Annotated in this window: 20 protein-coding genes; 7 read left to right on the top strand and 13 right to left on the bottom strand. The window is 70.4% G+C overall.

Annotated features, from left to right (window positions below):
• Positions 1-205 precede the first annotated feature (205 nt).
• Genes PGN25_18640 through PGN25_18630 form a run of 3 tightly spaced genes read right to left on the bottom strand, consistent with a single transcriptional unit; the run spans position 206 to position 8,058 of the window.
• Positions 206-3,520, bottom strand: coding sequence for an efflux RND transporter permease subunit (locus PGN25_18640; GenBank protein ID MEH3119537.1), 3,315 nt, complete (start codon positions 3,518-3,520; stop codon positions 206-208).
• Positions 3,517-6,654: a multidrug efflux RND transporter permease subunit gene (locus PGN25_18635; protein MEH3119536.1), complete on the bottom strand. Its 3,138-nt coding sequence runs from the start codon at positions 6,652-6,654 to the stop codon at positions 3,517-3,519. The genes PGN25_18640 and PGN25_18635 overlap by 4 nt, the downstream gene beginning before the upstream one ends.
• 12 nt (positions 6,655-6,666) lie before the next feature.
• Entirely contained in the window at positions 6,667-8,058 is a 1,392-nt protein-coding gene (locus PGN25_18630; protein MEH3119535.1) for an MdtA/MuxA family multidrug efflux RND transporter periplasmic adaptor subunit, read from the bottom strand.
• Positions 8,059-8,885: 827 nt separating this feature from the next.
• Here PGN25_18630 and PGN25_18625 point away from each other — a divergent pair.
• The 3 genes from PGN25_18625 (at position 8,886) to PGN25_18615 (ending at position 11,808) form a co-directional block, all read left to right on the top strand.
• Positions 8,886-10,046, top strand: a complete 1,161-nt coding sequence (locus PGN25_18625; protein ID MEH3119534.1) for an aminotransferase — start codon at positions 8,886-8,888, stop codon at positions 10,044-10,046.
• Positions 10,047-10,130: 84 nt separating this feature from the next.
• Positions 10,131-10,568: a DUF4112 domain-containing protein gene (locus tag PGN25_18620; GenBank protein ID MEH3119533.1), complete on the top strand. Its 438-nt coding sequence runs from the start codon at positions 10,131-10,133 to the stop codon at positions 10,566-10,568.
• Positions 10,569-10,605: 37 nt separating this feature from the next.
• Positions 10,606-11,808, top strand: a complete 1,203-nt coding sequence (locus PGN25_18615) for an ABC transporter permease (protein MEH3119532.1) — start codon at positions 10,606-10,608, stop codon at positions 11,806-11,808.
• 256 nt (positions 11,809-12,064) lie between these two features.
• Here PGN25_18615 and PGN25_18610 read toward each other — a convergent pair whose 3' ends face one another.
• The 4 genes from PGN25_18610 to gloB all read right to left on the bottom strand — a co-directional run bounded on the left by PGN25_18610 (position 12,065) and on the right by gloB (position 15,470).
• A complete protein-coding gene (locus PGN25_18610) occupies positions 12,065-13,306 on the bottom strand; it encodes a GGDEF domain-containing protein (GenBank protein MEH3119531.1) in 1,242 nt (413 codons plus the stop codon).
• 110 nt (positions 13,307-13,416) lie between these two features.
• Complete coding sequence (locus PGN25_18605; GenBank protein MEH3119530.1) at positions 13,417-14,394, bottom strand: site-specific tyrosine recombinase XerD; 978 nt, start codon at positions 14,392-14,394, stop codon at positions 13,417-13,419.
• The gene (locus tag PGN25_18600; GenBank protein ID MEH3119529.1) at positions 14,391-14,543 is read right to left on the bottom strand and encodes a histidine kinase; all 153 of its coding nucleotides are present in this window, start codon (positions 14,541-14,543) and stop codon (positions 14,391-14,393) included. The genes PGN25_18605 and PGN25_18600 overlap by 4 nt, the downstream gene beginning before the upstream one ends.
• A gap of 147 nt (positions 14,544-14,690) precedes the next feature.
• Positions 14,691-15,470: a hydroxyacylglutathione hydrolase gene (gloB, locus tag PGN25_18595; GenBank protein MEH3119528.1), complete on the bottom strand. Its 780-nt coding sequence runs from the start codon at positions 15,468-15,470 to the stop codon at positions 14,691-14,693.
• Positions 15,471-15,642: 172 nt separating this feature from the next.
• Between gloB and PGN25_18590 the strand changes: the two genes are divergently transcribed.
• The 4 genes from PGN25_18590 (at position 15,643) to PGN25_18575 (ending at position 18,989) form a co-directional block, all read left to right on the top strand.
• Positions 15,643-16,377 (top strand): class I SAM-dependent methyltransferase, encoded by a 735-nt coding sequence (locus PGN25_18590; protein MEH3119527.1) that lies wholly within the window; start codon positions 15,643-15,645, stop codon positions 16,375-16,377.
• A 39-nt stretch (positions 16,378-16,416) separates the two neighbouring features.
• The gene (locus PGN25_18585; GenBank protein ID MEH3119526.1) at positions 16,417-17,106 is read left to right on the top strand and encodes a MarC family protein; all 690 of its coding nucleotides are present in this window, start codon (positions 16,417-16,419) and stop codon (positions 17,104-17,106) included.
• Positions 17,107-17,402: 296 nt separating this feature from the next.
• On the top strand, positions 17,403-18,206 hold the full coding sequence (gene dapB / locus PGN25_18580; protein MEH3119525.1) for a 4-hydroxy-tetrahydrodipicolinate reductase: 804 nt from the start codon (positions 17,403-17,405) through the stop codon (positions 18,204-18,206).
• A 144-nt stretch (positions 18,207-18,350) separates the two neighbouring features.
• Positions 18,351-18,989 carry a 2,3-bisphosphoglycerate-dependent phosphoglycerate mutase gene (locus tag PGN25_18575; protein ID MEH3119524.1) on the top strand — a complete coding sequence of 213 codons (639 nt, stop codon included), beginning with the start codon at positions 18,351-18,353 and terminating at the stop codon, positions 18,987-18,989.
• A gap of 10 nt (positions 18,990-18,999) precedes the next feature.
• Here PGN25_18575 and bchI read toward each other — a convergent pair whose 3' ends face one another.
• The 6 genes from bchI to lptB all read right to left on the bottom strand — a co-directional run bounded on the left by bchI (position 19,000) and on the right by lptB (position 24,675).
• Positions 19,000-20,013 carry a magnesium chelatase ATPase subunit I gene (gene bchI, locus PGN25_18570; protein ID MEH3119523.1) on the bottom strand — a complete coding sequence of 338 codons (1,014 nt, stop codon included), beginning with the start codon at positions 20,011-20,013 and terminating at the stop codon, positions 19,000-19,002.
• A 98-nt stretch (positions 20,014-20,111) separates the two neighbouring features.
• Complete coding sequence (locus PGN25_18565; GenBank protein ID MEH3119522.1) at positions 20,112-20,441, bottom strand: hypothetical protein; 330 nt, start codon at positions 20,439-20,441, stop codon at positions 20,112-20,114.
• A gap of 2 nt (positions 20,442-20,443) precedes the next feature.
• Positions 20,444-20,911, bottom strand: coding sequence for a PTS IIA-like nitrogen regulatory protein PtsN (gene ptsN / locus PGN25_18560; protein MEH3119521.1), 468 nt, complete (start codon positions 20,909-20,911; stop codon positions 20,444-20,446).
• Between the two features lie 117 nt (positions 20,912-21,028).
• Positions 21,029-21,631, bottom strand: coding sequence for a ribosome-associated translation inhibitor RaiA (raiA, locus tag PGN25_18555; GenBank protein MEH3119520.1), 603 nt, complete (start codon positions 21,629-21,631; stop codon positions 21,029-21,031).
• A 188-nt stretch (positions 21,632-21,819) separates the two neighbouring features.
• Positions 21,820-23,358, bottom strand: coding sequence for an RNA polymerase factor sigma-54 (gene rpoN, locus PGN25_18550; GenBank protein MEH3119519.1), 1,539 nt, complete (start codon positions 23,356-23,358; stop codon positions 21,820-21,822).
• Positions 23,359-23,790: 432 nt separating this feature from the next.
• Positions 23,791-24,675, bottom strand: a complete 885-nt coding sequence (lptB, locus tag PGN25_18545) for an LPS export ABC transporter ATP-binding protein (protein ID MEH3119518.1) — start codon at positions 24,673-24,675, stop codon at positions 23,791-23,793.
• Between the last annotated feature and the right edge of the window lie 16 nt (positions 24,676-24,691).

The following is a 24,691-nucleotide window of genomic DNA, read 5'->3' as shown; positions in this document are numbered from 1 at the left end:
CCCTCTCCCCTCCGGATCTCGGGTTTGCCCGAGTCGGGCGGGCCCGGCTTGGGTGGGAGAGGGTGGCCCGCGAAGCGGATCGGACGAGGGGCGGCGCGACGTCCGGAAACGCGGCTCCCCTCTCCCGCCCTGCATCCGCAGGGCACCCTCCCCCGCAGAGAGGGGAGGGTTCTTGCGCGAATCACCGATCACGAAACAACCATCCTCACTCGGCCGGCACCGCCGCGGTTCCGCCCCGGCGACGCTTCGCCCAGAGCCGGAGACGGTCGAGATACAGGTAGACGACCGGTGTCGTGTAGAGGGTCAGGATCTGGCTGACGATCAACCCACCGACGATGGCGGTGCCCAGCGGCCGGCGCAGCTCCGCGCCCTCGCCGCCCGCGATGATGAGGGGCGCCGCGCCGAGCAGGGCGGCCAGCGTCGTCATCATGATCGGGCGGAAGCGCAGGATGCAGGCCTCGAAGATCGCCTCGCCCGGCGCCAGGCCCCGGCTCCGCTCGGCATCGAGGGCGAAGTCGATCATCAGGATCGCGTTCTTCTTCACGATGCCGATCAGCAGGAACACCGCGATCAGGGCGATGATGGTGAACTCGGTGCCGGTGGCGAGCAGCGCGACGATGGCGCCGATGCCGGCCGAGGGCAGCGTCGAGAGGATCGTGACCGGGTGCACGTAGCTCTCGTAGAGGATGCCGAGCACGGCGTAGACGGCGAGGAGCGCCGCGAGGATCAGCAGCGGCTGGCGCGAGGCCGATTCCTGATAGCTCTTGGCCGCGCCCGCGAACTCGCCGTGGATGGTCTGCGGCAGTTGCAGGTCGAGCATGGTCCGGTCGATCACGGCGGTGGCGTCGCTGAGGCTCTTGCCCGGCACGAGGTTGAACGAGATCGTGGTCGCCACGAACAGGCCCTGGTGCGAGACCTGAACGGGCGCGTTGCCGGTCTCGAAATGCGCGAAGGCCGAGAGCGGGACCATGGTCTCCTTGGCGCTCGACACCGGCGCGCTCGACGAAGCGCCGCCCCAGCTCGCGGCGATGGCGTTCGCGGCGGCGTTGCGCGCGGAATCCGCGGCGAGGCTCGCCGCCGTGTCGGTGGCGGCGGTGCCGGAGACCGAGGCGGTCGAGCCCGTCGTGGTCCCGCCGCCCGAGACCGTGCCGGCCACCGCGTTGGTCGTGGCCGAGCCCCGCGCCCTGCCCCCCGTGGTCGAGACGTAGATCGTCTTCAGCACCTCCGGGTTCTGCAGGTATCGCGGCGCGATCTCCATCACCACGTGGTACTGGTTGAGCGGGTTGTAGATCGTCGAGACCTGCCGCTGCCCGAAGGCGTCGTAGAGGGTGTTGTCGATCTGGTCGGGCGTGATGCCGTAGCGGAAGGCGGTCGGCCGATCGATGACGAGGCGGCTTTCCAGGCCGCCCTCCTGCTGGTCGGAGGTCACGTCGGCGAAGATGTCGGTGCGCTTCTGCAACGCCTGGAGCAGCTTCGGCGAGGCGGCGTAGAGCTCTTCCGCCGTGTCGCCCTGGAGCGTGTACTGATACTGGGCGAAGCTCTGGCGCCCGCCCATCTTCAGGTCCTGGCGCGGGAACAGGAACAGGCGCGCACCCGCCACCTGCGCGAGCTTGGGCCGCAGGCGGCCCATCACGGTCTCGATGGAATCGCGTTTGCCCAGCGGCTTGAGCCCGACGAAGACGTTGGCCGAGTTCGTCCCCCGTCCGCCGGTGAAGCCGACGATGCTCTCCACCGCCGGGTCCGCCTGCACGATGGCGCTGGCCCGCTCCAGCTTGTCCTTCATCGACTGGAACGAGATGCGCTGGTCGGCCTGGATGCCGCCCATGAGCTGGCCGGTGTCCTGATCGGGGAAGAAGCCCTTCGGCACGATGACGTAGCCGTAGACCGTGAGCCCGATCGCCGCGAACACGCTGAGCGCCGTCAGGCGGCGATGGTGGAGCGCGATGCGCAGGGTCCGCTCGTAGCCGGCGAGCAGAGCGTCGAACCCGCCCTCCAGGATGCGGAGCAGGATGTTGGGGCGCTTGCCCCCATATATCTGCGCCTCGGGCTTGAGCAGGAGCGCGCACATCATCGGCGTCGTCGTCAGCGACAGCACCAGCGAGACGAGGATCGCCAGCGACAGCGTGACCGCGAATTCCTGGAACAGGCGGCCGACGATGCCGCCCATCAGCAGGATCGGCAGGAACACGGCGATGAGCGACAGGCTCATCGAGACCACGGTGAAGCCGACCTCGCGGGCGCCGAGCAGCGCCGCCTCGACCCGCGGCGTGCCGGCCTCGATGTGGCGCTGGATGTTTTCGAGCACGACGATGGCGTCGTCCACGACGAAGCCGGTGGCGATGATGAGCGCCATCAGCGACAGGATGTCGAGGGAGTAGCCGAGCAGCCACATCGCCGCGAAGGTGCCGATGATCGAGATCGGCACCGCGACCGCCGGGATCAGGGTGGCCCGCCACGAGCGCAGGAAGATGAACACCACGAAGACGACGAGGCCGACGGCGATCAGCAGCGTCTCCTCGGTGGTGGCGAGCGAGGCGCGGATCGTGGCGGAGCGGTCGCCGGAGATGTTGAGGTCGATGTCGCCGGGCAGAGCCGCCTTCACCTGCGGGATCGCCGCGCGGACCCGCTCCACCGTCTCGACCACGTTGGAACCGGGCTGCTTGTAGATGAACAGGATCACCCCCGGCTTGCCGTCGACGAGGCCGAGGTTGCGCTTGTCCTCGACCGAATCGACCACCTCGCCGACGTCGGCCAGCCGCACGGCGGCGCCGTTGCGGTAGGCCACGACGATGTCGCGATAGTCGGAGGCCTGCCGGCCCTGGTCGTTGGCGTAGAGCTGATAGCGGCGCGCCCCCGCCACGATGTCGCCCTTGGGCGAGTTGGCGTTGGCGGAGGCGAGGCCCGCGCGGATGCCTTCGAGGCCGATGCCGTAGTGGAACAAGGCGGTCGGATCGAGCTCGACCCTGACCGCCGGCAGGGACGAGCCGCCGATATCGACGTTGCCGACACCCTCGACCTGACTCATGCGCTGCTGCACGACCGTGGCGGCGGAATCGTAGAGCTGGCCCGGGGTCAGGGTGTCGGAGGTGAGGCCCAGGATCAGGATCGGCGCGTCGGCCGGGTTGAACTTGCGGTAGGTCGGGTTGGTGCGCAGCGAGGTCGGCAGATCGGCCCGCGCGGCGTTGATCGCCGCCTGGACGTCGCGGGCGGCGCCGTCGATGTCGCGATTGAGGCCGAACAGCAGGACGATCCGCACGGTGCCCGTGGAACTCGTCGAGGTCATCTCGTTGACGTCGGCGATGGCCCCGAGCCGCCGCTCCAGCGGCGCGGCGACCGTGGTCGCCATGGTCTCCGGCGAAGCGCCGGCCATCTGCGCCTGGACGAGGATGACGGGAAAATCGACCTGCGGCAGCGGCGCCACCGGCAGGCGCACATAGGCGAACAGGCCGGCGAGAAGCAGGCCGACGGTCAGCAGCGTCGTCGCGACCGGGCGGCGGATGAAGGGTTCGGAGAGGTTCAAGGCACCGACCCACCCGGCGCCAGCCCGTCATGCTCCCGCCGCCGGGTGAGGCGCCGCTCCAGCCGGTCGAAGGCGAGGTAGATCACCGGGGTCGTGAACAGCGTCAGCATCTGGCTGACGATCAGGCCGCCGGCGATGACGATGCCGAGCGGCTGGCGCAGCTCCGAGCCGACGCCCGAGCCGACGATCATCGGCACCGCCGCGAACAGGGCGGCCAGCGTCGTCATCAGGATCGGGCGGAAGCGCAGCAGGCAGGCCTCGTAGATCGCGTCGCGCGGGGCCCGGCCCTCCTCGCGCTCGGCCTGGAGCGCGAAGTCGATCATCATGATCGCGTTCTTCTTCACGATGCCGATCAGCAGCACGATGCCGATGATCGCGATGATGTCGAGGGAGAGCCCGAACCACATCAGCCCGAGCAGCGCGCCGATGCCGGCCGACGGCAGGGTCGAGAGGATGGTGATCGGATGGATGAAGCTCTCGTAGAGCACGCCGAGCACGATGTAGACGGTGAGAACCGCGGCGCAGACGAGGAACAGCTCGTTGGAGAGCGCCGATTCGAAGGCGAAGACCGAGCCCTGCGGGACCACGTTGAAGCTCGCCGGCAGGCCGATATCCTTTCGCGCGACTTCGAGCGCGTCGACCGCCTGACCGAGGGCGGCGCCCGGGGCGAGGTTGAACGAGACGGTGGTGGCCGGGAACTGGCCGAGATGGCCGATCAGCAGCGGGGCGCGCCGCTCCTCCACCTTCGCCACCGCCGAGAGCGGCACCTGCCCCGACGCCACGGTCGAGGACGGCAGGTAGAGGTTGTCGAGGGAGGCGAGCGAGGTGTGCAGCGCCGGGTTCGCCTCCAGGATCACCCGGTACTGGTTCGACTGGGTGAAGATGGTCGAGACGATGCGCTGGCCGAAGGCGTCGTAGAGCACGTTGTCGATGGTGGCCGGGGTGATGCCGTAGCGGCCCGCCGTGGCCCGGTCGATGGTGACGTAGGCCGCCAGACCGTTGCCCTGATAGTCGCTGGTCACGTCGGCGAGCAGGGGGGAGCGGCGCAGGGCCTCGACGTAACGCGGCACCCAGGTCTCGAACTCCGACAGGTTCGGGTTCTCGAGGATGACTTGGTACTGCGTCGCCGAGACCGCGGTATCGATCGTCAGATCCTGCACCGGCTGCATGTAGAGGCGCACGCCCGGCACGGTGCCGGTGGCGTCGCTGAGGCGGCGGATGATCGCGCCCGCATCCGAACCCCGCGCCTCGCGGGGCTTCAGGTTGATGAGGAAGCGGCCGGAATTGAGGGTGACGTTCTGCCCGTCCACGCCGATGAAGGAGGACAGGCTCGCCACGTCCGGATCCTTCAGGACGATGTCGGCCAGCGCCTGCTGGCGCTCCGCCATGGCCTCGTAGGACACGCTCTGATCGGCCTGTGAGATGCCCTGGATCACCCCCGTGTCCTGCACGGGGAAGAAGCCCTTGGGAATCGCCACGAACAGGTAGGCGGTGAGCGCGACGGTGCCGAGGGTGGCGAGCAGGGTCGGGCCCTGATGCGCCAGCACGACGCGCAGAGCCCGGCCGTAGAGGGCGATCACGCCGTCGTTGAGACGGCGGCCGAAGCGGGCGACGGGGCCCTCGTGTCGGGCGGCGGGCGTGTCGGCGCCGTGGACGACGGGCTTGAGGAGCCGCGCGCACAGCATCGGCACGAGGGTCAGCGAGACCACCGCCGAGATGACGATGGTGGCCGCCAGCGTGATCGCGAACTCGCGGAACAGGCGCCCGACCACGTCGCCCATGAACAGGAGCGGGATCAGCACCGCGATCAGCGAGACGGTGAGCGAGATGATGGTGAAGCCGATCTCGCGGCTTCCCTTCAGCGCCGCCTCGAACGGGCTGTCGCCCTCCTCCACGTGGCGGGCGATGTTCTCGATGACGACGATGGCGTCGTCCACGACGAAGCCGGTGGCGATGGTGAGCGCCATCAGCGAGAGGTTGTCGAGCGAGAAGCCCCAGGCGTCCATGACGGCCAGCGAGCCGATCAGCGAGAGCGGCACCGACAGGCTCGGGATCAGCGTCGCGGAGACGCTGCGCAGGAACAGGAAGATCACCATCACGACGAGCGCGATGGCGAGCATCAGCTCGAACTGCACGTCGTGCACCGAGGCACGGATCGTCGTCGTGCGGTCGGTCAGCGTCGCGACCGAGACCGAAGCCGGCATGGTGGCTTCGAGCTGCGGCAGCAGCCGCTTGATGCGGTCGACCGTGTCGATGACGTTGGCGCCGGGCTGGCGCTGGATGTTGAGGATCACCGCGGGGGTGCGGTCGGCCCAGGCGCCGAGCCGGGTGTTCTCGGCCCCGTCCACGACCTGCGCCACGTCGGTGAGGTGGACCGGCGCGCCGTTGCGGTAGGCGATGATCGCGCTCGCGTAGATCGCCGGGTCGCGGATCTGATCGTTGGCGTTGATGGCGTAGGACTGGGTCGGCCCGTCGATGTTGCCCTTGGGCGTGTTGACGTTGAGGTTGGCGATCGTCGTGCGCAGGTCGTCGATGTTCAGGCCGTAGGCGGCCATCGCCAGGGAGTTGAACCGCACCCGCACCGCCGGCCGCTGCCCGCCGCCCATGCTGACGAGGCCGACGCCGGCGATCTGGCTGATCTTCTGGGCGAGCCGCGTTTCAGCCAGATCCCGGACCTGGGTCAGCGGCATCGTCGCCGAGGTGAGCGCGAGCGTCAGCACCGGCGCGTCGGCCGGGTTGACCTTGGCGTAGATCGGCGGCGCCGGCAGGTCGGTCGGCAGGAGGTTGCCCGCCGCGTTGATCGCCGCCTGGACCGACTGCTCGGCGATGTCGAGGGGGATGTCGAGGTTGAACTGGAGCGTGATGACGGAGGCCCCCGCCGAACTCTGCGAGGACATCTGGTTGAGGTTGGCCATCTGGCCGAACTGCCGCTCCAGCGGCGCGGTGACGGCCGAGGTCATCACCTCCGGGCTGGCGCCGGGATAGAAGGTCTGGACCTGGATCGTCGGGTAATCGACGGCGGGCAGGGCCGAGACCGGCAGGTTCAGGTACGACACCGCACCGACGATCAGGATCGCCAGCATCGTCAGCGTCGTCGCGACGGGCCGCAGGATGAAGAGGCGGGACGGGTTCACGGCCGCGTCCCCTTAAGGTGCCTGCCGCCGGCGGCCCCGGCGCTCCTGGCCGCCCTGCGTCGAGCCCGTCTCGGCCGGCGCACCGGCCGCCGGGGTCGAAGTCAGCGTCGCACCGGGCGCGCCCGCCGCCGGCCCGGCGGCCTGGGGGCCGGGCGTGTGGCCGACGACCCGCACCGGCGCGCCGTCGCGCAGGCGGTCGGTACCGTCGGTGACGACGCGGTCGCCCGGGTTGAGGCCGGAGAGCACCACGGTGTTCACGCCGTCCGTCTCGCCGGTCTTGATCGGGCGCACGACGACCTTCTCGTCGCCGTCCATCCGATAGACGTAAGTCCCCGGCGAGCCGCGCAGAATCGCGGCGTTCGGCACCAGCGGCGCGTCGTGGATCGTCTCGACGGTGAGGCGCGCATTGACGAACTGATTCGGGAACAGGCCCTCGTCGTCGTTGTCGAACATCGCCCGCAGCTTCACCGTGCCGGTCGTGGTGTCGATCTGGTTGTCCACCGTATCGAGACGGCCGGTGGCGATCGCGTGCTGGTCGCTGCGGTCGAAGGCACGCACGGTCAGCTTGGCGCCCTCGCGCACCCGGCGCATCACCCGCGCCACCTCGTCCTCCGGCAGCACGAACACCACCGAGATCGGGCGCAACTGCGTGACGACGACGATGTTGGTCGAACCGGCGGTGATGTAGTTGCCGAGATCGACCTGCCGCAGGCCGACCCGGCCCTCGACCGGCGAGACGATCCGGGCATAGGTCAGGTTCAGCTTCTGCTGATCGACCAGCGCCTGATCGGCGGCGACCGTGCCCTCGTTCTGCTTCACCAGGGCGGCCTGGGTGTCGACGTTCTGGCGCGAGATCGAATCCTGGCGGTTCAGGGTCTGGTAGCGCTGGAGGTCGAGCTTCGAGTTCTGCAGCAGCGCCTGATCGCGGGCGAGCTGGCCCTGGTACTGGGCGAGCAGGGCCTCGTAGGGGCGCGGATCGATCTGGGCGAGGAAGTCGCCCTCCTTCACCATCTGGCCCTCGCGAAAGCCGATCTTGGTGAGGTAGCCGCTGATCTGCGAGCGGATCGAGACGGTGGCGAGCGGCGTCACCGTGCCGAGGCCCTGGAGTACGACGGGCATGTCGCCGGCGACGACCGGGGCGACGCCGACCGCCTGCTTCATGTCGGCCGGCCGCCCGCCGCGGCCGTGACCGCCATGGCCGGGCGCCTGCGCCGTCTCCGCGGCGGGCTTCTGACGGGCCTCGTAAGTCCGGTGGGCGACCGCACCGGCCCCGCCCAGGATCAGCAGCGCGAGCATCCAGCGGCCGAACCGGCTGCGCCGACGAACCGGCGCCGCGGTCGGCAGGGGCGCCGCCGGCCGGTACTCCCGGGCCGTCTCCCTGCGTATCGGCGAACTCTCGTTCATCCCTCACACTCGTCGAAAGAACTTCGGGCTCGTGACGATCCGAGGCCGTGGCGGAGGCCGCCCCTGGAAGGCGCGTCGGCTTCGTGACCCGGTCCAGCCGGGCTGCCGCATCCGCGGGAACGGCCAAGCCTCGAGCGGGCAGCGCGCGAGCCTCGCTCGATAATGCGGTGTTCCTACGGCGGCGACGTTTCCGGCATGTTGCTGATCCCCACCCCGCCCTGCGGCCGATAGAGGTGCACCACCTCTCTGAACGAGGCATCCACGGGGGTCACGGGCAAGGCCGTCCGCAGGCCGAGACCGAAGGCTCCGGAAACGACGGCGAGCAGGAGGCAGGTTCCCAGACGCATGATCCGCCGCCATTCGATGGGCCTTCGGCGATGGCCGGTCAGGAGCGCCGAGACGCCGGACCGGCCGCCCGGCCGGCGCGATCGGACATGAAAAAGGCCGCCGTGTCGAGCGGCGGCCTTTTTCAGCGGACGACCGGACCGGTCTGCCACCCCTTGGAGACGAGGGGGCGAAGTCCCTTCGGGGCGGCGGCCGGTCCGGCCGTGGAGAGACCATGCGCTTACGACTGATGATCGTCAACATTCGTCAGCCGGCTGACAGGCCGCGAAGCCGGGTTTTCGCGCCCGGCCCGCAAGCTCGTGTGCGTGAACGCACCCGACCTCGACGGGCTGGCGCCGTCTTCTGCAAGTTTTTGCAAGACACCTCTTGCTTTCGCGCACGATGACACCACCCGTCGCCAAGTCTCCTCTCCCCGTCCGTCTTGCACGACCGCTCTTGGAACCGCTCTTGGAGCCGCGCGATCGGTCTGCGAAGACATGCCGATGAGCTGCCGCACCAACCCCGTCTTCGCCGAACTGCCGGAAACCGTGTTCGAGACGATGTCGCGCCTCGCGCGGCAGCACGGGGCGATCAATCTCGGCCAGGGCTTCCCCGACGGGCAGGGGCCGGACGACGTGCGGGCCGCCGCGGCGCGGGCGTTGGAGACCGTCAGCAACCAGTATCCGCCGATGATGGGCCTGCCCTCGCTCCGCGCGGCCGTCGCCGCCCATTACCGGCATCATCAGGGTCTCGACCTCGATCCCGAGCGGGAGGTGATGGTGACGTCCGGCGCGACCGAGGCCTTGGCCGGTGCGCTGATGGCCCTGGTGCGGCCCGGCGACGAGGTCGTGCTGTTCGAGCCGATGTACGACGCCTACCTGCCGCTGGTGCGGCGCGCGGGCGGCATGCCGCGCTTCGTGACGCTGAAGCCGCCGCATTTCCGCATCGAGGAGGCGGCCCTGGCCGACGCATTCTCCGAGCGCACCCGCGTCGTGCTCCTCAACAACCCGCTCAACCCGAGCGCGACCGTCTCCACCGAGGACGATCTCGCCCTGCTCGGGGCATTCTGCCGCCGCACCGACGCGGTGGCGGTCTGCGACGAGGTGTGGGAGCACGTGGTCTTCGATCGACGGCGCCACGTCCCGCTGATGGCCCTGCCCGGCATGCGGGAGCGCACGGTGAAGATCGGCTCGGCCGGCAAGATCTTCAGCCTCACCGGCTGGAAGGTCGGCTTCGTGATGGCCCCCGAGCCGCTGATGCGCGTGCTGTCGCGGGCGCACCAGTTCCTCACCTTCACCACGCCGCCGAATCTTCAGGAGGCGGTGGCCTACGGCCTTGCCAAGGACGACACGTATTTCGAGGCGATGCGCGCCGGGCTCGGCCGCTCCCGCGACCGGCTCGCGGCCGGGCTGACCGATCTCGGCTTCACCGTGCTGCCGAGTGCGGGCACCTACTTCCTCACCGTCGACATCGCCGCGTTCGGCACCGACGACGCCGCCTTCTGCGAGCGGATCGTGACCGGGCACGGCGTGGCCGCCATCCCCGTCAGCGCCTTCTACGAACGGGGACGGGTGCGCAACCTCGTGCGCTTCTGCTTCGCCAAGACCGACGCCACCCTCGACGCGGCGGTCGCGAGGCTGGCGGGATTCTTTCGCCCGTCGTGAGCCGCCGTGCCGCCGGCTTCCTTGTGCCACGCGGCGGGCGCCGCCACATCCTCCGCCATGATCACCTCCGCCCACACTCCCAGCATGGCCTACCGCGAGCCCGACGGCGCGGCGCAGTTGCGCCGCTTCGCCGATACCGGCACGGAGGCCAGCCTCCGGCGCCTGGAGCGGCTCGCCCACCTGATGGACTCGGCCTTCCTCCTGCCGGGCCTCAACCGCCGCGTCGGCCTCGACGCGGCGATCGGCCTCGTCCCCGTGCTCGGCGACATCGCGGGCATGGTGATCGCGTCCTACATCGTCTACGAGGCGAGACGGCTCGGCGCGCCGCGCTGGCTGGTCTGGCGCATGATGGCCAACGTCGCCTTCGACGGCGCGGTGGGCTCGGTGCCGCTGGCCGGCGACCTGTTCGACGCGGCCTTCAAGGCGAACCGTCGCAACGTGCGCCTGCTGCGCCGCCATCTCGAGCGCAAGGGTGCCTTGCGGCCGAGCGAGATCGAGGGCACCGCGGTCCGGCTCGACTGAGCCCGGCATCGGCCGCCCGAGCGGGAGGGGAGAGCCGATGAACGAGCACCTGCGACCCGAACCCGACGCGGTGCCGGTCACCGCGCCGGGCAACGCGCCGCAGATGCAGGTTCTCCCGACCGCGACCCGCCGCGGCCTCTCGCCGCTCAACCGGCGGCGCCTCGCGAACTTTTGGGCCAACCGGCGCGGCTCGTGGTCGGCGGTGACCTTCTGCGCGCTGTTCGTGCTGAGCCTGTTCGCGGGGTTCATCGCCAACGATCGTCCGATCGTCATGCAGTACAAGGGCGAGTGGCTGTTTCCCGTCCTCGTCGATTACCCGGACGAGAAGTTCGGCGGCTTCCTGGCCCGGACCGATTACCGGGCGCCCGAGACCCGCAAGGAGATCGAGTCGAACGGCTGGGTTCTGTGGCCGCCGATCCCCTATTCCTACGACACCTTCATGAGCGACCTGCCGACGCCGTCGCCCTCGCCGCCGACCTGGATGCTGAGCGAGGCCGAGTGCCGCCCGGTCGCCGAGCGGGCGGGCCTCACGGCAGAGGGGCGCGAACCCGGCTGCCGGGACATCGAATGGCACTGGCTCGGCACCGACAACGCCTCGCGGGACGTGCTGGCCCGGGTGATCTACGGCTTCCGCATCTCCGTGCTGTTCGGCCTCGTTCTGGCCGCGCTCTCCTCGGTGATCGGCGTGATCGCCGGCGCGGTGCAGGGCTATTTCGGCGGCTGGACCGACCTGATCTTCCAGCGGATCATCGAGATCTGGGGCGCGATCCCGACGCTCTACCTCATCATCATCATGTCGGCCTTCCTCGTGCCGAGCTTCTTCACCCTGCTCGGCATCCTGACCCTGTTCGCCTGGACGGCGCTGGTCGGCGTGGTGCGCGCGGAATTCCTGCGGGCACGCAATTTCGAGTACGTGCGCGCGGCCCGCGCGCTGGGCCTGTCGAACATCCGCATCATGACCCGCCACCTGCTGCCCAACGCCATGGTGGCGACGCTGACCTTCCTGCCGTTCATCCTCAACGGCTCGATCACCACGCTGACCTCGCTCGACTATCTCGGCTTCGGCCTGCCGCCGGGCTCGCCCTCGCTCGGCGAACTGCTGGCGCAGGGCAAGGACAACATCAACGCGCCCTGGCTCGGCCTGACCGGCTTCTTCGTGGTGGCCCTGATGCTGAGCCTGCTCGTCTTCGCCGGCGAGGCGGTGCGCGACGCCTTCGACCCGCGGAAAACCTTCGGCTGATTTCTTTCGTGTCGCCACGACGCGGCGGGCCTCAACCGGCGCCGCCCCTCTCGGAGGACATCGCGGATTCGGGATCGGCGATGAAGAGGGCAAGACTCGCCGAAGGAACGTCGTTCGGCTCATCGGCGCCGGGCCTCGTCACCGCCCGGCGGGCCGCGCCAGCAGCCGGTCTCGACCGTGAAGACAGAGGCCGCGGGTCGCGCCGCGAAGCCGTTCACGCAGCGTCGCGCGATGGGCCCTGCTACGTCGCCGCGGATCAGGCCGACGGATCGATGCGGAGGGGGCTCACGGTGGCGCCTTCCCGCGGAAGGCGCGGGCTCGTCCGCTTCGACGGCGCGTCGTTGTCGAGCGCGTGCTGCGAGTCGGCGGTCCCGCCGATCACCACCCGGTCGCGCCCGGCATGCTTGGCCCGGTAGAGCGCCTCGTCGGCCTGCCGCAGGAGGTAGTCCAGGCTGCCGCCGATCTGGCTCTCGGCCGCCGCGCCGATGCTGACGCGCAGCGCCAGGTCCGGGTGGTCCGGATGCGCGAACCCGGCCACGGCCGTCCGGATCCCTTCCGCCACGTCGGCCGCCGCCCGCTCGTCGCACCGCGGCAGCAGGCAGGCGAACTCCTCGCCGCCCATCCGGCCGAAGACCGCGCCGTTCGGCAGCAGGGGCGCCGCGATATGGCAGAAGGCGGCGAGAACCGCGTCGCCGACGCTGTGACCGTAGCGGTCATTGATCGCCTTGAAGTGGTCGAGGTCGAACAGGAGCAGGGCGGCCGGAGCGGCGGCGAGGTGCTCCTCGGCGCGGGCGACGAGCGCCCGGCGGTTGGCGATGCCGGTGAGCGGGTCGGTCTCGGCGGCCTGACGCTGCTCCCGCTCGGCCCGCTCCTTGGTCAGCGCCATGAACACGAAGGCGATCGCGACCGAGAACAGCGTGCCGGCAAAGCACAGGATGGCGAACCAGGGCGAGGCCATCGAGACGGAGGCCGGCAGCGGCGCCGCGAGCGCCAGCGGGATGCGGATCCAGTACAGGCCGGCATAGGTCGCGAGCAGGACGAGGGCCGGATAGCGTGAGACCAGCGGTTCGTCCCGCCCCCGCCAGATCGTGCGCGCACCGAAGGCGCAGTAGAGGCCGGCCAGCGTCGAGGCGAGGATGACGCGCGTTGCCAGCGATTCGAAAAAGGGAGGCACGAGACAGGCGGCGAGCCAGACCAGGCCGCCGGCCACCGCCAGGCCGAGCCGTGGCGGGCGGCGCTCGAAGGCGCGCACACCGCTCCAGATCATCCCGTAGACACCGATCATCAGCGCGTTGGCCAGCCCGATGGAGAGGCTGTCCGGGATCTGATCGCGCAGGGCCAGCATCGACGAGGCGACACTGCCGACGAGGTGGGCGACACCCCAGATCGCCAGGGATCGCTCCCGTCGGGTCTGGCTCCACGACAGCAGGAACAGCACCCCCACCGTGAAGGTGACGGCGACCGTCATCATGAAGAGGGTCGTGAGATCGAGGTGCATCGTTCCCCCGGACCGGCGCGCCCGAGGCGTTGCGCCGCACCCTCTGCATCGTGTCCTGTCGCGTCGGCAGGCAGAACAGGATTTCGATGCCAAAGGCAATGTTCGTTCCGTCAATCGGAAGAAAACGGATCCCTTTCAGCTCCTTCGTCACGGTCGTTGAGCGGGTGCAGGTCGCGCACCATGCCCTTCAAGCGCTCGTCGAGGACGTGGGTGTAGATCTGCGTCGTCGAGATGTCGGCGTGGCCGAGCAGTTCCTGGACGATGCGCAGATCCGCGCCGTTCTGAAGAAGATGGCTGGCGAAGGCGTGACGCAGCACGTGCGGGCTCACCCGGTCGGTGCGCAGGCCGGCGGCGGAGGCGGCGGCCTTGAGATCGCGGGCGAAGGCCTGCCGGGTGAGATGGCCGCTCTCGCTCTCGGCGGGAAACAGCCAGGGACCGTCGGGAGGCAGGTGGGCCACGTGCGCGCGCATCGCCTCCCGGGCGAAGTCGGTGAGCGGCACGAGACGCTCGCGCCCGCCCTTGCCCTTGACCACGAGGTAGCGCTCGCGCGTGGCGGCGGCCGCGCGCGGCAGGGCGACGAGTTCGGAGACGCGCAGGCCCGTGGCGTAGAGGAGTTCGAGCAGGCACAGCATCCGCGCGGCGGCGCGCGCCTCCGCGCGGTTCGCGCCGGCCGCCTCGCCCCGCTCGCGCGCAGTCGCGAGCAGGCGGTCGACCTCGGCCACCGAGAGGATCTTCGGCAGGCCCTTGGCGCGGCGCGGCGCGGCGACCGGCGCGGTCGGATCGGACTCCGAAAATCCTTCGGCGTAGAGGAAACGGTGGAAGCCGCGGATGCAGGAGAGGCGCCGGGCGGCCGAGGACGCCTTCAGCCCGCGCGGCTCCAGGGAAGCGATGTAGGCGCGCACGTGTTCGGCCTCCGCCTCCCCGGGATCGACCCCCTCCCCCGCGAGGTGGCCGAGATAGTCGTCGAGGTCGCGCCGATAGGCGGCCAGGGTGTTGGCCGCCGCGCCGCGCTCGGCGGCGAGCATGTCGAGGAAGAGCCGCCCGGGCTCCTCCGCCCCGCGCGAGACCGCGGAGCCGTCACCGCTCATCGGCCGCCCGGCTGGAGCTTCGCGGGCGGGATCGTGATGCTCATCTCCCGCGGCGTCGGCGCGACGAAGGTGGCCAGGGCGAACATGCCGGCGAAAACGAGACCCGCGAGGATCGCGATCGTGGCGAGGAAGCGAAACAGGGTGGGCAAGGGAACCGGCCTTTCGCCGAAGACATGCGGACGAGCGGGTCGTGTTGCAATGCGCAAAACCGTGGGTTTCGATCACATGCCACCGGCCCGAAGGCAAGTCCGCCGGAGCACGGGCGGCTCCGGAAACGGAGCGATCGCCTCCGGCCCTCAGAACCTGTTCTTCCAGGCTCTCAAGGCGGTGAACACCGCCGCCGGGTCGCCGCCGGGCTCGAGGCCGGCCGCGCGGGCCAGCACCGGATCGCCGGCGCGCAGGAACGGGTTCGTCGCCCGCTCCGCGCCGATGGTCGAGGGGATCAGGAAGCGGCCCTGTCCGGCCAGGTCCTCGGCCTCGGCCACCCGCTCCTTCAGGTCGGCATTGTCCGGATCGGCGGCGAGGGCGAAGCGGCCGTTGGAGAGGACGTAGTCGTGGCCGCTGTAGACCGCGGTCGCGTCGGGGAGGTCGAGGAAGCGGGTGAGCGAGCGCCACAGGGTGGCGGGCTCGGCCTCCATCACCCGGCCGCAGCCGAGCGTGAACAGGGTATCGCCGGCGAACACCACGCCGGATTGCGCGAAATGATAGGTCACGTGGTCGGCGCAATGCCCCGGCGTCTCCCACACCGCGGCGGTGAGGCCGCCGACGCCGACCGTATCGCCCTCGGCCACGTAGCGCGCCGCGCCCGGCACCGCGGCGCGGGCCTTCGCCGGCGCCGTCACCCGGGCGCCCGTGCGCTCCACCACTTCGGGGATGCCCTCGATGTGGTCGCCGTGGCGGTGGGTGACGAGGATGTCGGTCAGCCTCCAGCCCTCCGCGTCGAGGGCGGCGAGCACGGCTCCGGCCTCCGGCACGTCGATGGCCGCGCAGGCATCGCTCTCGGGATCGCGGATCAGCACGCCGACATTGTCGCTCCGGCACGGGAAGGTGCGGATCGCGGGGTGAGCGTTCGCCATCGAAGACCCTTTCGACGATATCTTGTCCCGGGGAAGCTCGGCGGGAACCGGTGCATCGCCGGAGCGGTTCCGGCGACGGAGCCTCCTCCGCGCTTGCCGGACGCGCCCGCGATCCCCATTGATGCGGCATCAGACCTGCGGAGGACAACCGGCCGTGCCGGCACCCCATCCGATGCGCCTCGACGTCACGGACCTGCGCGCCTTCTACGCCAGTCCGCTCGGCGTCGTCACGCACCGCGTCGTCGGCCGGTCGATCCACGGCTTCCTCGGCTCGGTCTCGGGCTTGAGGGTGCTCGGGCTCGGCTACGTCACGCCCTATCTCGGGCCGGTCCACGTCATCGCCGAGCGCACGCTGGCCTTCATGCCGGCGACGCAAGGGGTGGTGAACTGGCCCTCCAGCGGACGCTCGGTGACGGCACTGGCCGATCTCACCATGCTGCCCCTGCCGGAGGCCGCGGTCGATCGCGTCGTCCTCGTCCACGCGCTGGAAGCCGTCGAGAGCCCGAGCGAGTTGCTGGCCGATGTCTGGCGGGTGCTGACCCCGGGCGGGCGCCTGATCCTGGTCGTGCCCAACCGCACCGGCGTCTGGGCGCGGCGCGACGCGACGCCCTTCGGCCACGGCCAGCCCTACAGCCGCTCGCAGCTCTCGCGGCTGATGCGCGACACGCTGTTCTCGCCCGAAGGCTGGGCCGAGACGCTCTACATGCCGCCGACCCGCAGCCGGTTCTGGCTGCGCACGGCCGTCGCCTGGGAGCGGTTCGGCACCGGGCTCGCCATGCCGTTCGCCGGCCTGCACGTGGTCGATGCGACCAAGCAGCTCTACCGACCGGTCACGGTGCGGCAGGTGCGGCGCCTGGAGAGCCGCGTGCCGGCGCGGGTACTGGTGCCGGCCGGGCAGCCGGGCTAGAGCCTGCCCCTTTCCCGGACGCTGCCGAGCCGAGCCCGCATGCTGGCATCCATCGGATTCGAGACCGTGCTGACGAGCTTCCTGCTCGCGCTGTCCGGCCTGTTCTCCATCGTGAACCCGATCGGCTCGGCCCTGATGTTCGCGCAGATCACCTCCGAGCGGTCGCAAGCGGAGCGGGCGGAGCTGTCGCGGCGGATCGGCTTCTACGCCGCCCTGGTGGTGCTCGCCGCTCTCTGGGCGGGCGCGCCGATCCTCAACTTCTTCGGCGTGTCGCTCGCCGCCCTGCGCATCGCCGGCGGCCTGTTCGTGGCGGCCTTCGCCTGGACTCTGCTCAATGCGCCCGAGACGCGGGAGGCGCGCAAGCATGCCGAGGCCGAACCGGAGGCCGGCGAGAATCTCGCCGAGATCGCCTTCTTCCCCCTGACCCTGCCCTTCACCACCGGGCCCGGCACCATCGCCGTCGCCATCGCGCTCGGCGCCAATCGCCCCTCCGAACCGGGCAACCTCGTCGGCTTCTTCCTCGGCGCCTCGCTGGCGGCCGTGGCCATCGCCGGCATGATCCGCCTCGCCTACGGCTCCGCCGACCGGGTGGTGACATTGATCGGGCCGGTGCGGGCGCGGGTGCTCGGCCGCCTCTCGGCCTTCCTGCTTCTGTGCGTCGGCACGCAGATCACCGTGAACGGCGTTTCGGACGTGCTCGGCCCGCTGATCGCCGCGCAGCGGGTATGATACGCTATCCGGTTGATGACTTCGGCCTGTCCTGCGTCCTTGCGAGACGAAGCCGTGGCAAACCAGGGCGCGACCTTTCCGGACCTGTCGCGCCCTGGATCGCTTCGCGGCCGCTCGCGATGACGGAGAGTGGCCAAACCCGAAGCGATCAAGCGGAAACCGTACAGCAAGCCCGCACGGCGCTTGAGCGAATCCGACATCCCGAAGGGATCGATCGGATGTCGTACGAGGGGCCACAGCCACGGCGCGTTGGGCTACAAGCATCATCGGATATCGGAGTGGGATCGTCGACCATCATGAAGCTCGTCGTTGTCGGCGCCGAGGGGCGCATGGGGCGGATGCTGATCCGCGCGGTCGCGGAGGCCGAGGGCTGCACCCTGCACGGTGCCGTCGAGCGCGCCGGCTCGCCCGTCCTGGGCAAGGACGCCGGGCTCCTGGCCGGGATCGGCGAACGCGGCGTGCCGGTCTCGGACGACCCGCTGCCGCTGTTCGTGGCCGCCGACGGCGTGCTCGACTTCACCGCGCCCGCCGCGACGCTCGCCTTCGCCGAACTCGCGGCCCAGGCCCGCATCGTCCACGTGGTCGGCACCACGGGTTTTTCCGATGACGACCTGAAGCGGCTGGAAGCGGCGAGCTACCACGCCCGCATCGTGCGCTCGGGCAACATGTCGCTCGGCGTGAACCTGCTCGCCGGCCTCGTGCGCAAGGTCGCCGCGACGCTGGGCGAAGACTTCGACATCGAGGTGCTGGAGATGCACCACCGCATGAAGGTCGACGCGCCCTCGGGCACCGCGCTGCTGCTCGGCGAGGCGGCGGCGGAAGGCCGGCGCGTGGCGCTCTCCGAGACCCGCGTCTCGACCCGCGACGGCCATACCGGCGCGCGACGGCCCGGCGACATCGGCTTCGCGACCCTGCGCGGCGGCTCGGTGGTCGGCGACCACAGCGTGATCTTCGCCGGGCCGTCCGAGCGCATCACCCTCGCGCACCATGCCGAGGATCGGGCGATCTTCGCCCGCGGCGCCCTGCGGGCGGCGCAATGGGCCTTCGACAAGCCGCCGGGGCTCTACGGCATGGACGACGTGCTCGGCCTCCGGGATTAGGCCTTCGTCCGAATGACGAATCCGGCCGAACGTCAGGCTCGGGCTTGGGGGGCGCCGCCGCCTCTGGTAGAGGCCCGCCCCATGATGGCGAGGCTTCCGTGCCGCGGCGGCCTCGCCTTGCCCTTCTCCGGAGAGACCCGTCCCATGGAGCGCCTGCTCGTCCTCGCTCGGCACGGCCAGAGCGAGTGGAACCTGAAGAAGCTGTTCACCGGCTGGCGCGACCCGGAACTGACCGACCTCGGCGTCGAGGAGGCGCGGCAGGCCGGGCGCTGGCTCGAGGGCCAGGGCACGCGCTTCGACGTCGCCTTCACCTCGAACCTGCGCCGGGCCCAGAACACCTGCACGCTGATCCTCGAGGCGATGGGCCAGAGCGGGCTCGAGACCATCCGCAACGAGGCGCTGAACGAGCGCGATTACGGCGACCTCTCCGGCCTCAACAAGGACGATGCCCGCGAGCGCTGGGGCGACGCCCAGGTCCACGAGTGGCGCCGTTCCTACGACGTCCCCCCGCCCGGCGGCGAAAGCCTGAAGGACACCGCGGCGCGGGTGCTGCCCTACTACATCCAGACGATCCTGCCGCGGGTGATGGCGGGCGAGCGGGTGCTGGTGGCCGCCCACGGCAATTCCCTGCGCGCCCTGGTGATGGTGCTCGACGGCATGACCACCAAGACCATCGCCAGCCTGGAGATCGCCACCGGCATCCCGCTGGTCTACCGGCTCAAGGCCGACACCACGGTCGAGTCGAAGACGATCCTGGACAAGGACATCGACCAGGAGAACTGAGGCCCGGGCCTCAGCCCGCCCCCAAAACCTCCTCCACGGCCCGCGCCACGCGCGCCGTGGAGCCCGATTCGTCGAGGGGGTTGCGGCGCAGGCGGTGGCGCAGCGCGCTCGGGGCGACCTGCCGCAGATGCACCGTCGAGACCGTCTCGGCCCCGTCGAGGGCGGCGAGCGCCCGGGCGGTGCGCATCAGCGTGAGTTCGCCGCGCAGGCCGTCGGTGCCGAGCGCGAGGCAGAGCCGGGCGGCATTCTCCAGCACCGCGTCGGGTACGCCCACGCCGTCCAGACGCTCGCGGGCGGCGAGAATCGTCTTCTGGAGCGCCTTTTCCGCCTTCGCCCGAGCGGCGCAGAACCCCTCGCCGTCGCGCTCGTAGGCATCGCGCCGCCGCACCACCTCGATCCGGGTGGCGATGTCGGTCGGCGTCGCCACCTCGCAGGCGAGGCCGAAGCGATCGAGGAGCTGCGGGCGCAGTTCCCCCTCCTCCGGATTGCCGCTGCCGACGAGGACGAAACGGGCGGGGTGGCGCAGCGACAGACCCTCGCGCTCCACCGTGTTGACGCCGGAGGCCGCCACGTCGAGCAGGAGGTCGACGAGATGGTCCTCCAGCAGGTTCGCCTCGTCGATGTAGAGGAAGCCGCGGTTGGCCCGCGCCAGAAGCCCGGGCTCGAACGCCTTCTCGCCCCGGGTCAGCGCCCGCTCCAGATCGAGGGCGCCGACGACCCGGTCTTCGGTGGCGCCGAGCGGCAGGTCCACCACCGGCACCGGGATCATGTGGCTCCTGCCCCGTCCCTGCGCACAGTGCGGGCAGTCGGCGGCCGGGCTGTCGGGCGAGCAGGAATAGGGGCAGCCGGCCACCGCGCGGATCCTCGGCAGCAGCGCGGCGAGCGCCCGCACCGCGGTCGACTTGCCGGTGCCCCGGTCGCCGAACACGAGGACGCCGCCGACGGACGGGTCGACCGCCGCGATCAGCAGCGCCCGTTTCATCTCCTCCTGGGCGACGATGGCGGTGAACGGAAAGGGAGGCAAGGCGATCAGCTATCCGTGGCCGGGGGCCCGGTCGAGTCTCACGGGCACGCGGCAACGATCATGCACGATTTGCGGGCCGCGAACAGCCGCGCTCGCCCTCACGGCCCGCGGCAGCGGGTGCGCAGGAGACCCGAGAATTCCTTCTCCGAGGTCTGGACCTGCCCCAGGCGCTCGGTGCGTTCGGGACCGGACAGGCAGCGCCCGTAGACGCCGGCGATCCGGCGCATGGTCTCGACATGGCGGCGCCAGACGCGGCAGCGGCTGGCATCGTCCTCGCCGCCGCTCTCCAACTGCTCGATCGCCTGACGCTGCATCGAACCGGCCACGAGGACATCGCGGGCGCAGGCCGCCTCGCTCTCCGCCCGCAGACTGCCGGGCGCGAGCAGGGCCGCCGCGACGAGGGCGGCGCGATGGACAGGGACGCGCACGGTCAGGCCGCCTGCGTCGCCGGGCCGTTGGCCAGCAGGGCGTAGAGGGCGGTGGCGTCGCGGGCGCTGCGGATGCGCTCCAGCATCCCGGGCTCGCGCAGGAGCCGCGCGACCTGAGCCAGCGCCTTCAGGTGATCGGCCCCCGCGCCCTCGGGGGCGAGCAGCAGGAAGGCGACATCCACGGGCTGTCCGTCGAGGGCGTCGAAATCCACCGGCTTCTCCAGCCGGGCGACGAGGCCGAACAAGCGGTCGAGCTGGCCGAGCTTGCCGTGAGGGATCGCCACGCCGTCGCCGATGCCGGTGGAGCCGAGCCGTTCGCGCTGAAGCAGCGTCTCGAAGACGTCGCGTTCGGACAGGCCGGCCAGGCGGCGGGCGGCGTGGGCGGCCAGCTCCTGGAGCACGTGCTTCTTGTCCCGCACGCGCAGGGACGAGACCACGGAATCCGGATTCAGGAATTCGAGCATCGGCATGAAAACTAAACGCCTCGTCGGCGGGATCCATCCGATGGTCCCGCCCCCATGCGCGGCCTCCGGGGCTCCGAAGCCCCGGCTCACACCCCGCCCGCAAAACCCGGATCGAGCCGTGCCTCAGCGGCCGTCGCCGGGAGGATCGACCCACCCGATCGCGCCGTCGCTGCGCCGATATACGACGTTGATGCGCCCGGTGCCAGCGTGAACGAAGACGACGACGGGGGCGCCCGTCATGTCGAGGGCGCTCACCGCCTCGCTGACCGACTGGCGCTTGAGGGTCCGGGTGCTCTCGGCCACGACCGGCGGGTGGTCCCCGGTCTCCGCCTCGACCGGCTCGTCCTCGACCTCCTCGTCGGGCGCGGCGAAGACGGCGTAGGCCGCCTGGATGTCGGCGCCGTTGTGACTCGGCGCGGCGTGGTCCTTCAGCTTGTGCTTGTAGCGGCGCAGGCGCTTTTCGAGCTTGTCGGCCGTCTGCTCGAAGCTCGCGTGCACATCGTGCGCCGCGCCCGAGGCCTCCAGCGTCAACCCGGTGACGAGGTGCAGCACGCAATCGGTGCGGTAGGCGGCGCCGTCCCGCCGAAGCGTGACGTGGCCGGTGCAGGTGTCGCTCATATGGGAGTCGAGGTATTTCGAGAGCGTCGCCGCCATGCGGTCTTCGACCCGGCCCCGCAGGGCCGTACCGAGATCGAGGCCGTGCCCCGTCACCCGCAAACCTGCCATCGACGTCTCCGCTTTTCCTCCCGAGGGCTTCGAGAGTTAGAAAGGGGTGGAGGCCAAGTCAACGCGAAGGGGAGCCGGCGCAAGACGATCGGAGCCGATCGCGCGACGCGCGCTCGCGCCGCGTCATAGTGAGGCGTAGTGCGCAGCCTTGGACCGCGGCGTTTCGAACCGCGATGGAAAGAATCCGGTCAGCGGCCGGCGGTGGCCGTCTTCGCCCGGCGGCGCTCGATCGACGAGGGGATGCGCAGCGACTCCCGGTACTTCGCGACCGTGCGGCGGGCGATGTCGACGCCCTCGTCGCGCAGGCGCTGCACCAGCGCGTCGTCGGAGAGCACGTCGGCGGCCTCCGCATCGACCAGTTGCTTGATGCGGTGGCGCACGGCCTCGGACGAATGGGACGCCGCACCCGCCGCACCGGGGATCGCCGCGGTGAAGAAGTACTTCATCTCCAGGGTGCCGCGGCTGGTGCCGATCGACTTGTTGGAGGTGACGCGCGAGACGGTGGATTCGTGCATGCCGATCGCCTCGGCGACCGTCTTCAGGTTCAGGGGCCGCAGATGGGCGACGCCGTGCAGGAAGAAGGCGTCCTGCTGGCGCACGATCTCGGTGGCGACCTTGAGGATGGTGCGCGCCCGCTGCTCCAGGCTGCGGGTCAGCCAGTTGGCGGTCTGAAGGCATTCGGACAGGAACGCCTTGTCGCCATCGGCCACCGCGCCCTTCGAGACGCGGGCGTAGTAGCTCTGGTTCACCAGAACCCGCGGCAGCGCCTCGGAATTCAGCTCGACCAGCCAGGAGCCGTCGGGGGCGGCGCGGACGAACACGTCCGGGATCAGCACCTCGACGGCGTGGGCGCCGAAGGCGCGGCCGGGCTTCGGGTCGAGCCGGCGGATCTCGGCCAGCATCGCGATCAGATCCTCGTCGTCGACGCCGCACAGCCGCCGCAGCGCCGGAAAGTCGCGCTTGGCCACGAGGTCGAGGCGCGAGACCAGCGCCTGCATGGCCGGATCGAACCGGTCCTGTTCGCGCAACTGGATCGCGAGGCATTCGGCGAGGTCGCGGGCGGCCACGCCCGGCGGGTCGAAGGTCTGGACCAGTTTCAGGAGGCGGGCGACATCGTCGAGCGAAGCGCCGAGCCGCTCGGCCACGCCGTCGATCGCCTCGCGCAGGTAGCCGGCATCGTCCACCGCATCGATCAGGAAGCTGCCGATCAGCCGGTCGAACGGGCTCCGCGTGGCGAGGTCGAGCTGCGCGGCGAGATGTTCGCGCAAGGATGTCTCGGCGGTGAGCGTCGCCTCGAAATCGGGAAGCTCACCGTCGAAGCTGCCGCCGGTATTGCCGTAGGGCGCGGCCGTCAGCGAGAGCATGTCGCCGCTGCCCGCATCGCGCGGGGCCGGGTTCTCGTCGGCGAAGACGTTGTCGAGGCGGGTGTCGAGCGCGCCCTCGATCTCGCTGCGGCTCGGGGCCAGGTCGGAGGCGAGCCACGCCTCGGGCTCCGGTCCCTCGCCGCCGTCGTAGCCCTCGCCGTCGCCGGAAGCCTCCGGCGCCTCGCGCTCGGCCGCCCCTTCCCCGTCGATGCGTTCGAGAAGCGGATTGCGCTCCAGCTCGGCATCGACATAGGCTGCGAGATCGAGTTGGGAGAGTTGAAGCAGCTTGATCGCCTGCAGCAGTTGCGGCGTCATCACCAGGGCTTGGCCCTGGCGCATTTCGAGCCGTTGCAGCAGACTCATCTCGACGCCCAACCCTCAGAATTCGTTGGCAAATCGCGGCCCGCACGCGAGCCGCGCCGCGATCGGCACGTTCCTTGCTTCTCCTTCGTTCAGGTCTAGCCTCATCGGAACCGCGCGTCAAAGTCTGTTTGGCGTCAGCCGCCCGAAATCCGTGCAGATCGGCAGCATTGCCACAGCCCGTCGTCGCGATCTGGATTGCTTCGGCTGAAGCCTCGCAATGACACGGAGAGCAGGCCCACACCGTCATTGCGAGCCGTCAGGCGAAGCAATCCGGCAGCACAACGGTTCTGGAAGAAGCATTCGGGCGGTCCGGCAGTATCGGACCTTTGCGCGCTCATGCAGGACGAAGCTCCACGTGCGCCGCGCGAAACCGTTTCGATGGATTGCACGATCAGGACCGAGAAAAGCTTGGGTCCGGCCAAGAAGGCCAGCCTAAAGCCGAAAATCCTCGCCGAGATAGAGCCGGCGCGCATCCTCGTTCGCCACGATCTGCTCGGGCGTGCCCTCGGTGAGGATGCGGCCGGAATGGGCGATGTAGGCGCGGTCGATCAGGCCCAGCGTCTCGCGCACGTTGTGGTCGGTGATGAGCACGCCGATGCCACGCTGCTTGAGGTGCTTCACGAGATCCTGGATATCGCCGACCGCGATCGGATCGATGCCGGCGAACGGCTCGTCGAGCAGCATGAAGGTCGGCGAGGAGGCGAGTGCCCGGGCGATCTCGCAGCGGCGGCGCTCTCCGCCCGAGAGCGCGATGGAGGGCGACTTGCGCAGGCGGGCGATGTCGAACTCTTCGAGCAGCGAATCGAGCTTGCGCTCGCGCGCCCTGCGGTCGGGCTCGGCCACCTCCAGCACGGCGCGGATGTTGTCCTCGACCGACAGCCCGCGGAAGATCGAGGCCTCCTGCGGCAGGTAGCCGATGCCGAGCCGGGCGCGCTGGTACATCGGCAGGTGGGTGATCTCCATGCCGTCGAGGCTGATGAAGCCGCGGTCGGCCGGCACGAGGCCGGTGATCATGTAGAAGACCGTCGTCTTGCCGGCGCCGTTGGGACCGAGCAGCCCCACCGCCTCGCCGTTATGGACGGTGAGGCCCGCCTCGTGGACGACGGTGCGCGCGCCGTAGCTCTTGCGCAGGCCCCGCACGTGCAGGACGCCCGGGCCGCCGCCCTCGGCAAGCGCACCGTCCGGCGCAGGCTGCGCCGCGCCGCCGCGTCCGAACAGGCGCCCGAACCACGAACGCCTGCCCGGGCTCTTGCCCGTGCCCTTGCGGCCGGCCGGCCTCGGCTCGGCGACCGCCCGCAGCGGCACGCCCGCAGGCATTCCGGCGCCCGCCACG

It is taken from the genome of Methylorubrum populi (assembly GCA_036946625.1).
Taxonomy (GTDB): Bacteria; Pseudomonadota; Alphaproteobacteria; order Rhizobiales; family Beijerinckiaceae; genus Methylobacterium; species Methylobacterium populi_C.
The sequence above is the reverse complement of the archived record's forward strand: the minus strand, read 5'-3'. Positions and strand labels throughout refer to the sequence as shown.

Coding starts and splice junctions, on each gene's coding strand:
- PGN25_18630 (MEH3119535.1), bottom strand. CDS start 8,058: ATGAACGAGAGTTCGCCGATACGCAGGGAGACGGCCCGGGAGTACCGG.
- PGN25_18625 (MEH3119534.1), top strand. CDS start 8,886: ATGAGCTGCCGCACCAACCCCGTCTTCGCCGAACTGCCGGAAACCGTG.
- PGN25_18620 (MEH3119533.1), top strand. CDS start 10,131: ATGGCCTACCGCGAGCCCGACGGCGCGGCGCAGTTGCGCCGCTTCGCC.
- PGN25_18615 (MEH3119532.1), top strand. CDS start 10,606: ATGAACGAGCACCTGCGACCCGAACCCGACGCGGTGCCGGTCACCGCG.
- PGN25_18610 (MEH3119531.1), bottom strand. CDS start 13,306: ATGCACCTCGATCTCACGACCCTCTTCATGATGACGGTCGCCGTCACC.
- PGN25_18605 (MEH3119530.1), bottom strand. CDS start 14,394: ATGAGCGGTGACGGCTCCGCGGTCTCGCGCGGGGCGGAGGAGCCCGGG.
- gloB (MEH3119528.1), bottom strand. CDS start 15,470: ATGGCGAACGCTCACCCCGCGATCCGCACCTTCCCGTGCCGGAGCGAC.
- PGN25_18590 (MEH3119527.1), top strand. CDS start 15,643: ATGCGCCTCGACGTCACGGACCTGCGCGCCTTCTACGCCAGTCCGCTC.
- PGN25_18585 (MEH3119526.1), top strand. CDS start 16,417: ATGCTGGCATCCATCGGATTCGAGACCGTGCTGACGAGCTTCCTGCTC.
- dapB (MEH3119525.1), top strand. CDS start 17,403: ATGAAGCTCGTCGTTGTCGGCGCCGAGGGGCGCATGGGGCGGATGCTG.
- PGN25_18575 (MEH3119524.1), top strand. CDS start 18,351: ATGGAGCGCCTGCTCGTCCTCGCTCGGCACGGCCAGAGCGAGTGGAAC.
- ptsN (MEH3119521.1), bottom strand. CDS start 20,911: ATGCCGATGCTCGAATTCCTGAATCCGGATTCCGTGGTCTCGTCCCTG.
- raiA (MEH3119520.1), bottom strand. CDS start 21,631: ATGGCAGGTTTGCGGGTGACGGGGCACGGCCTCGATCTCGGTACGGCC.
- rpoN (MEH3119519.1), bottom strand. CDS start 23,358: ATGAGTCTGCTGCAACGGCTCGAAATGCGCCAGGGCCAAGCCCTGGTG.
- lptB (MEH3119518.1), bottom strand. CDS start 24,675: ATGCCTGCGGGCGTGCCGCTGCGGGCGGTCGCCGAGCCGAGGCCGGCC.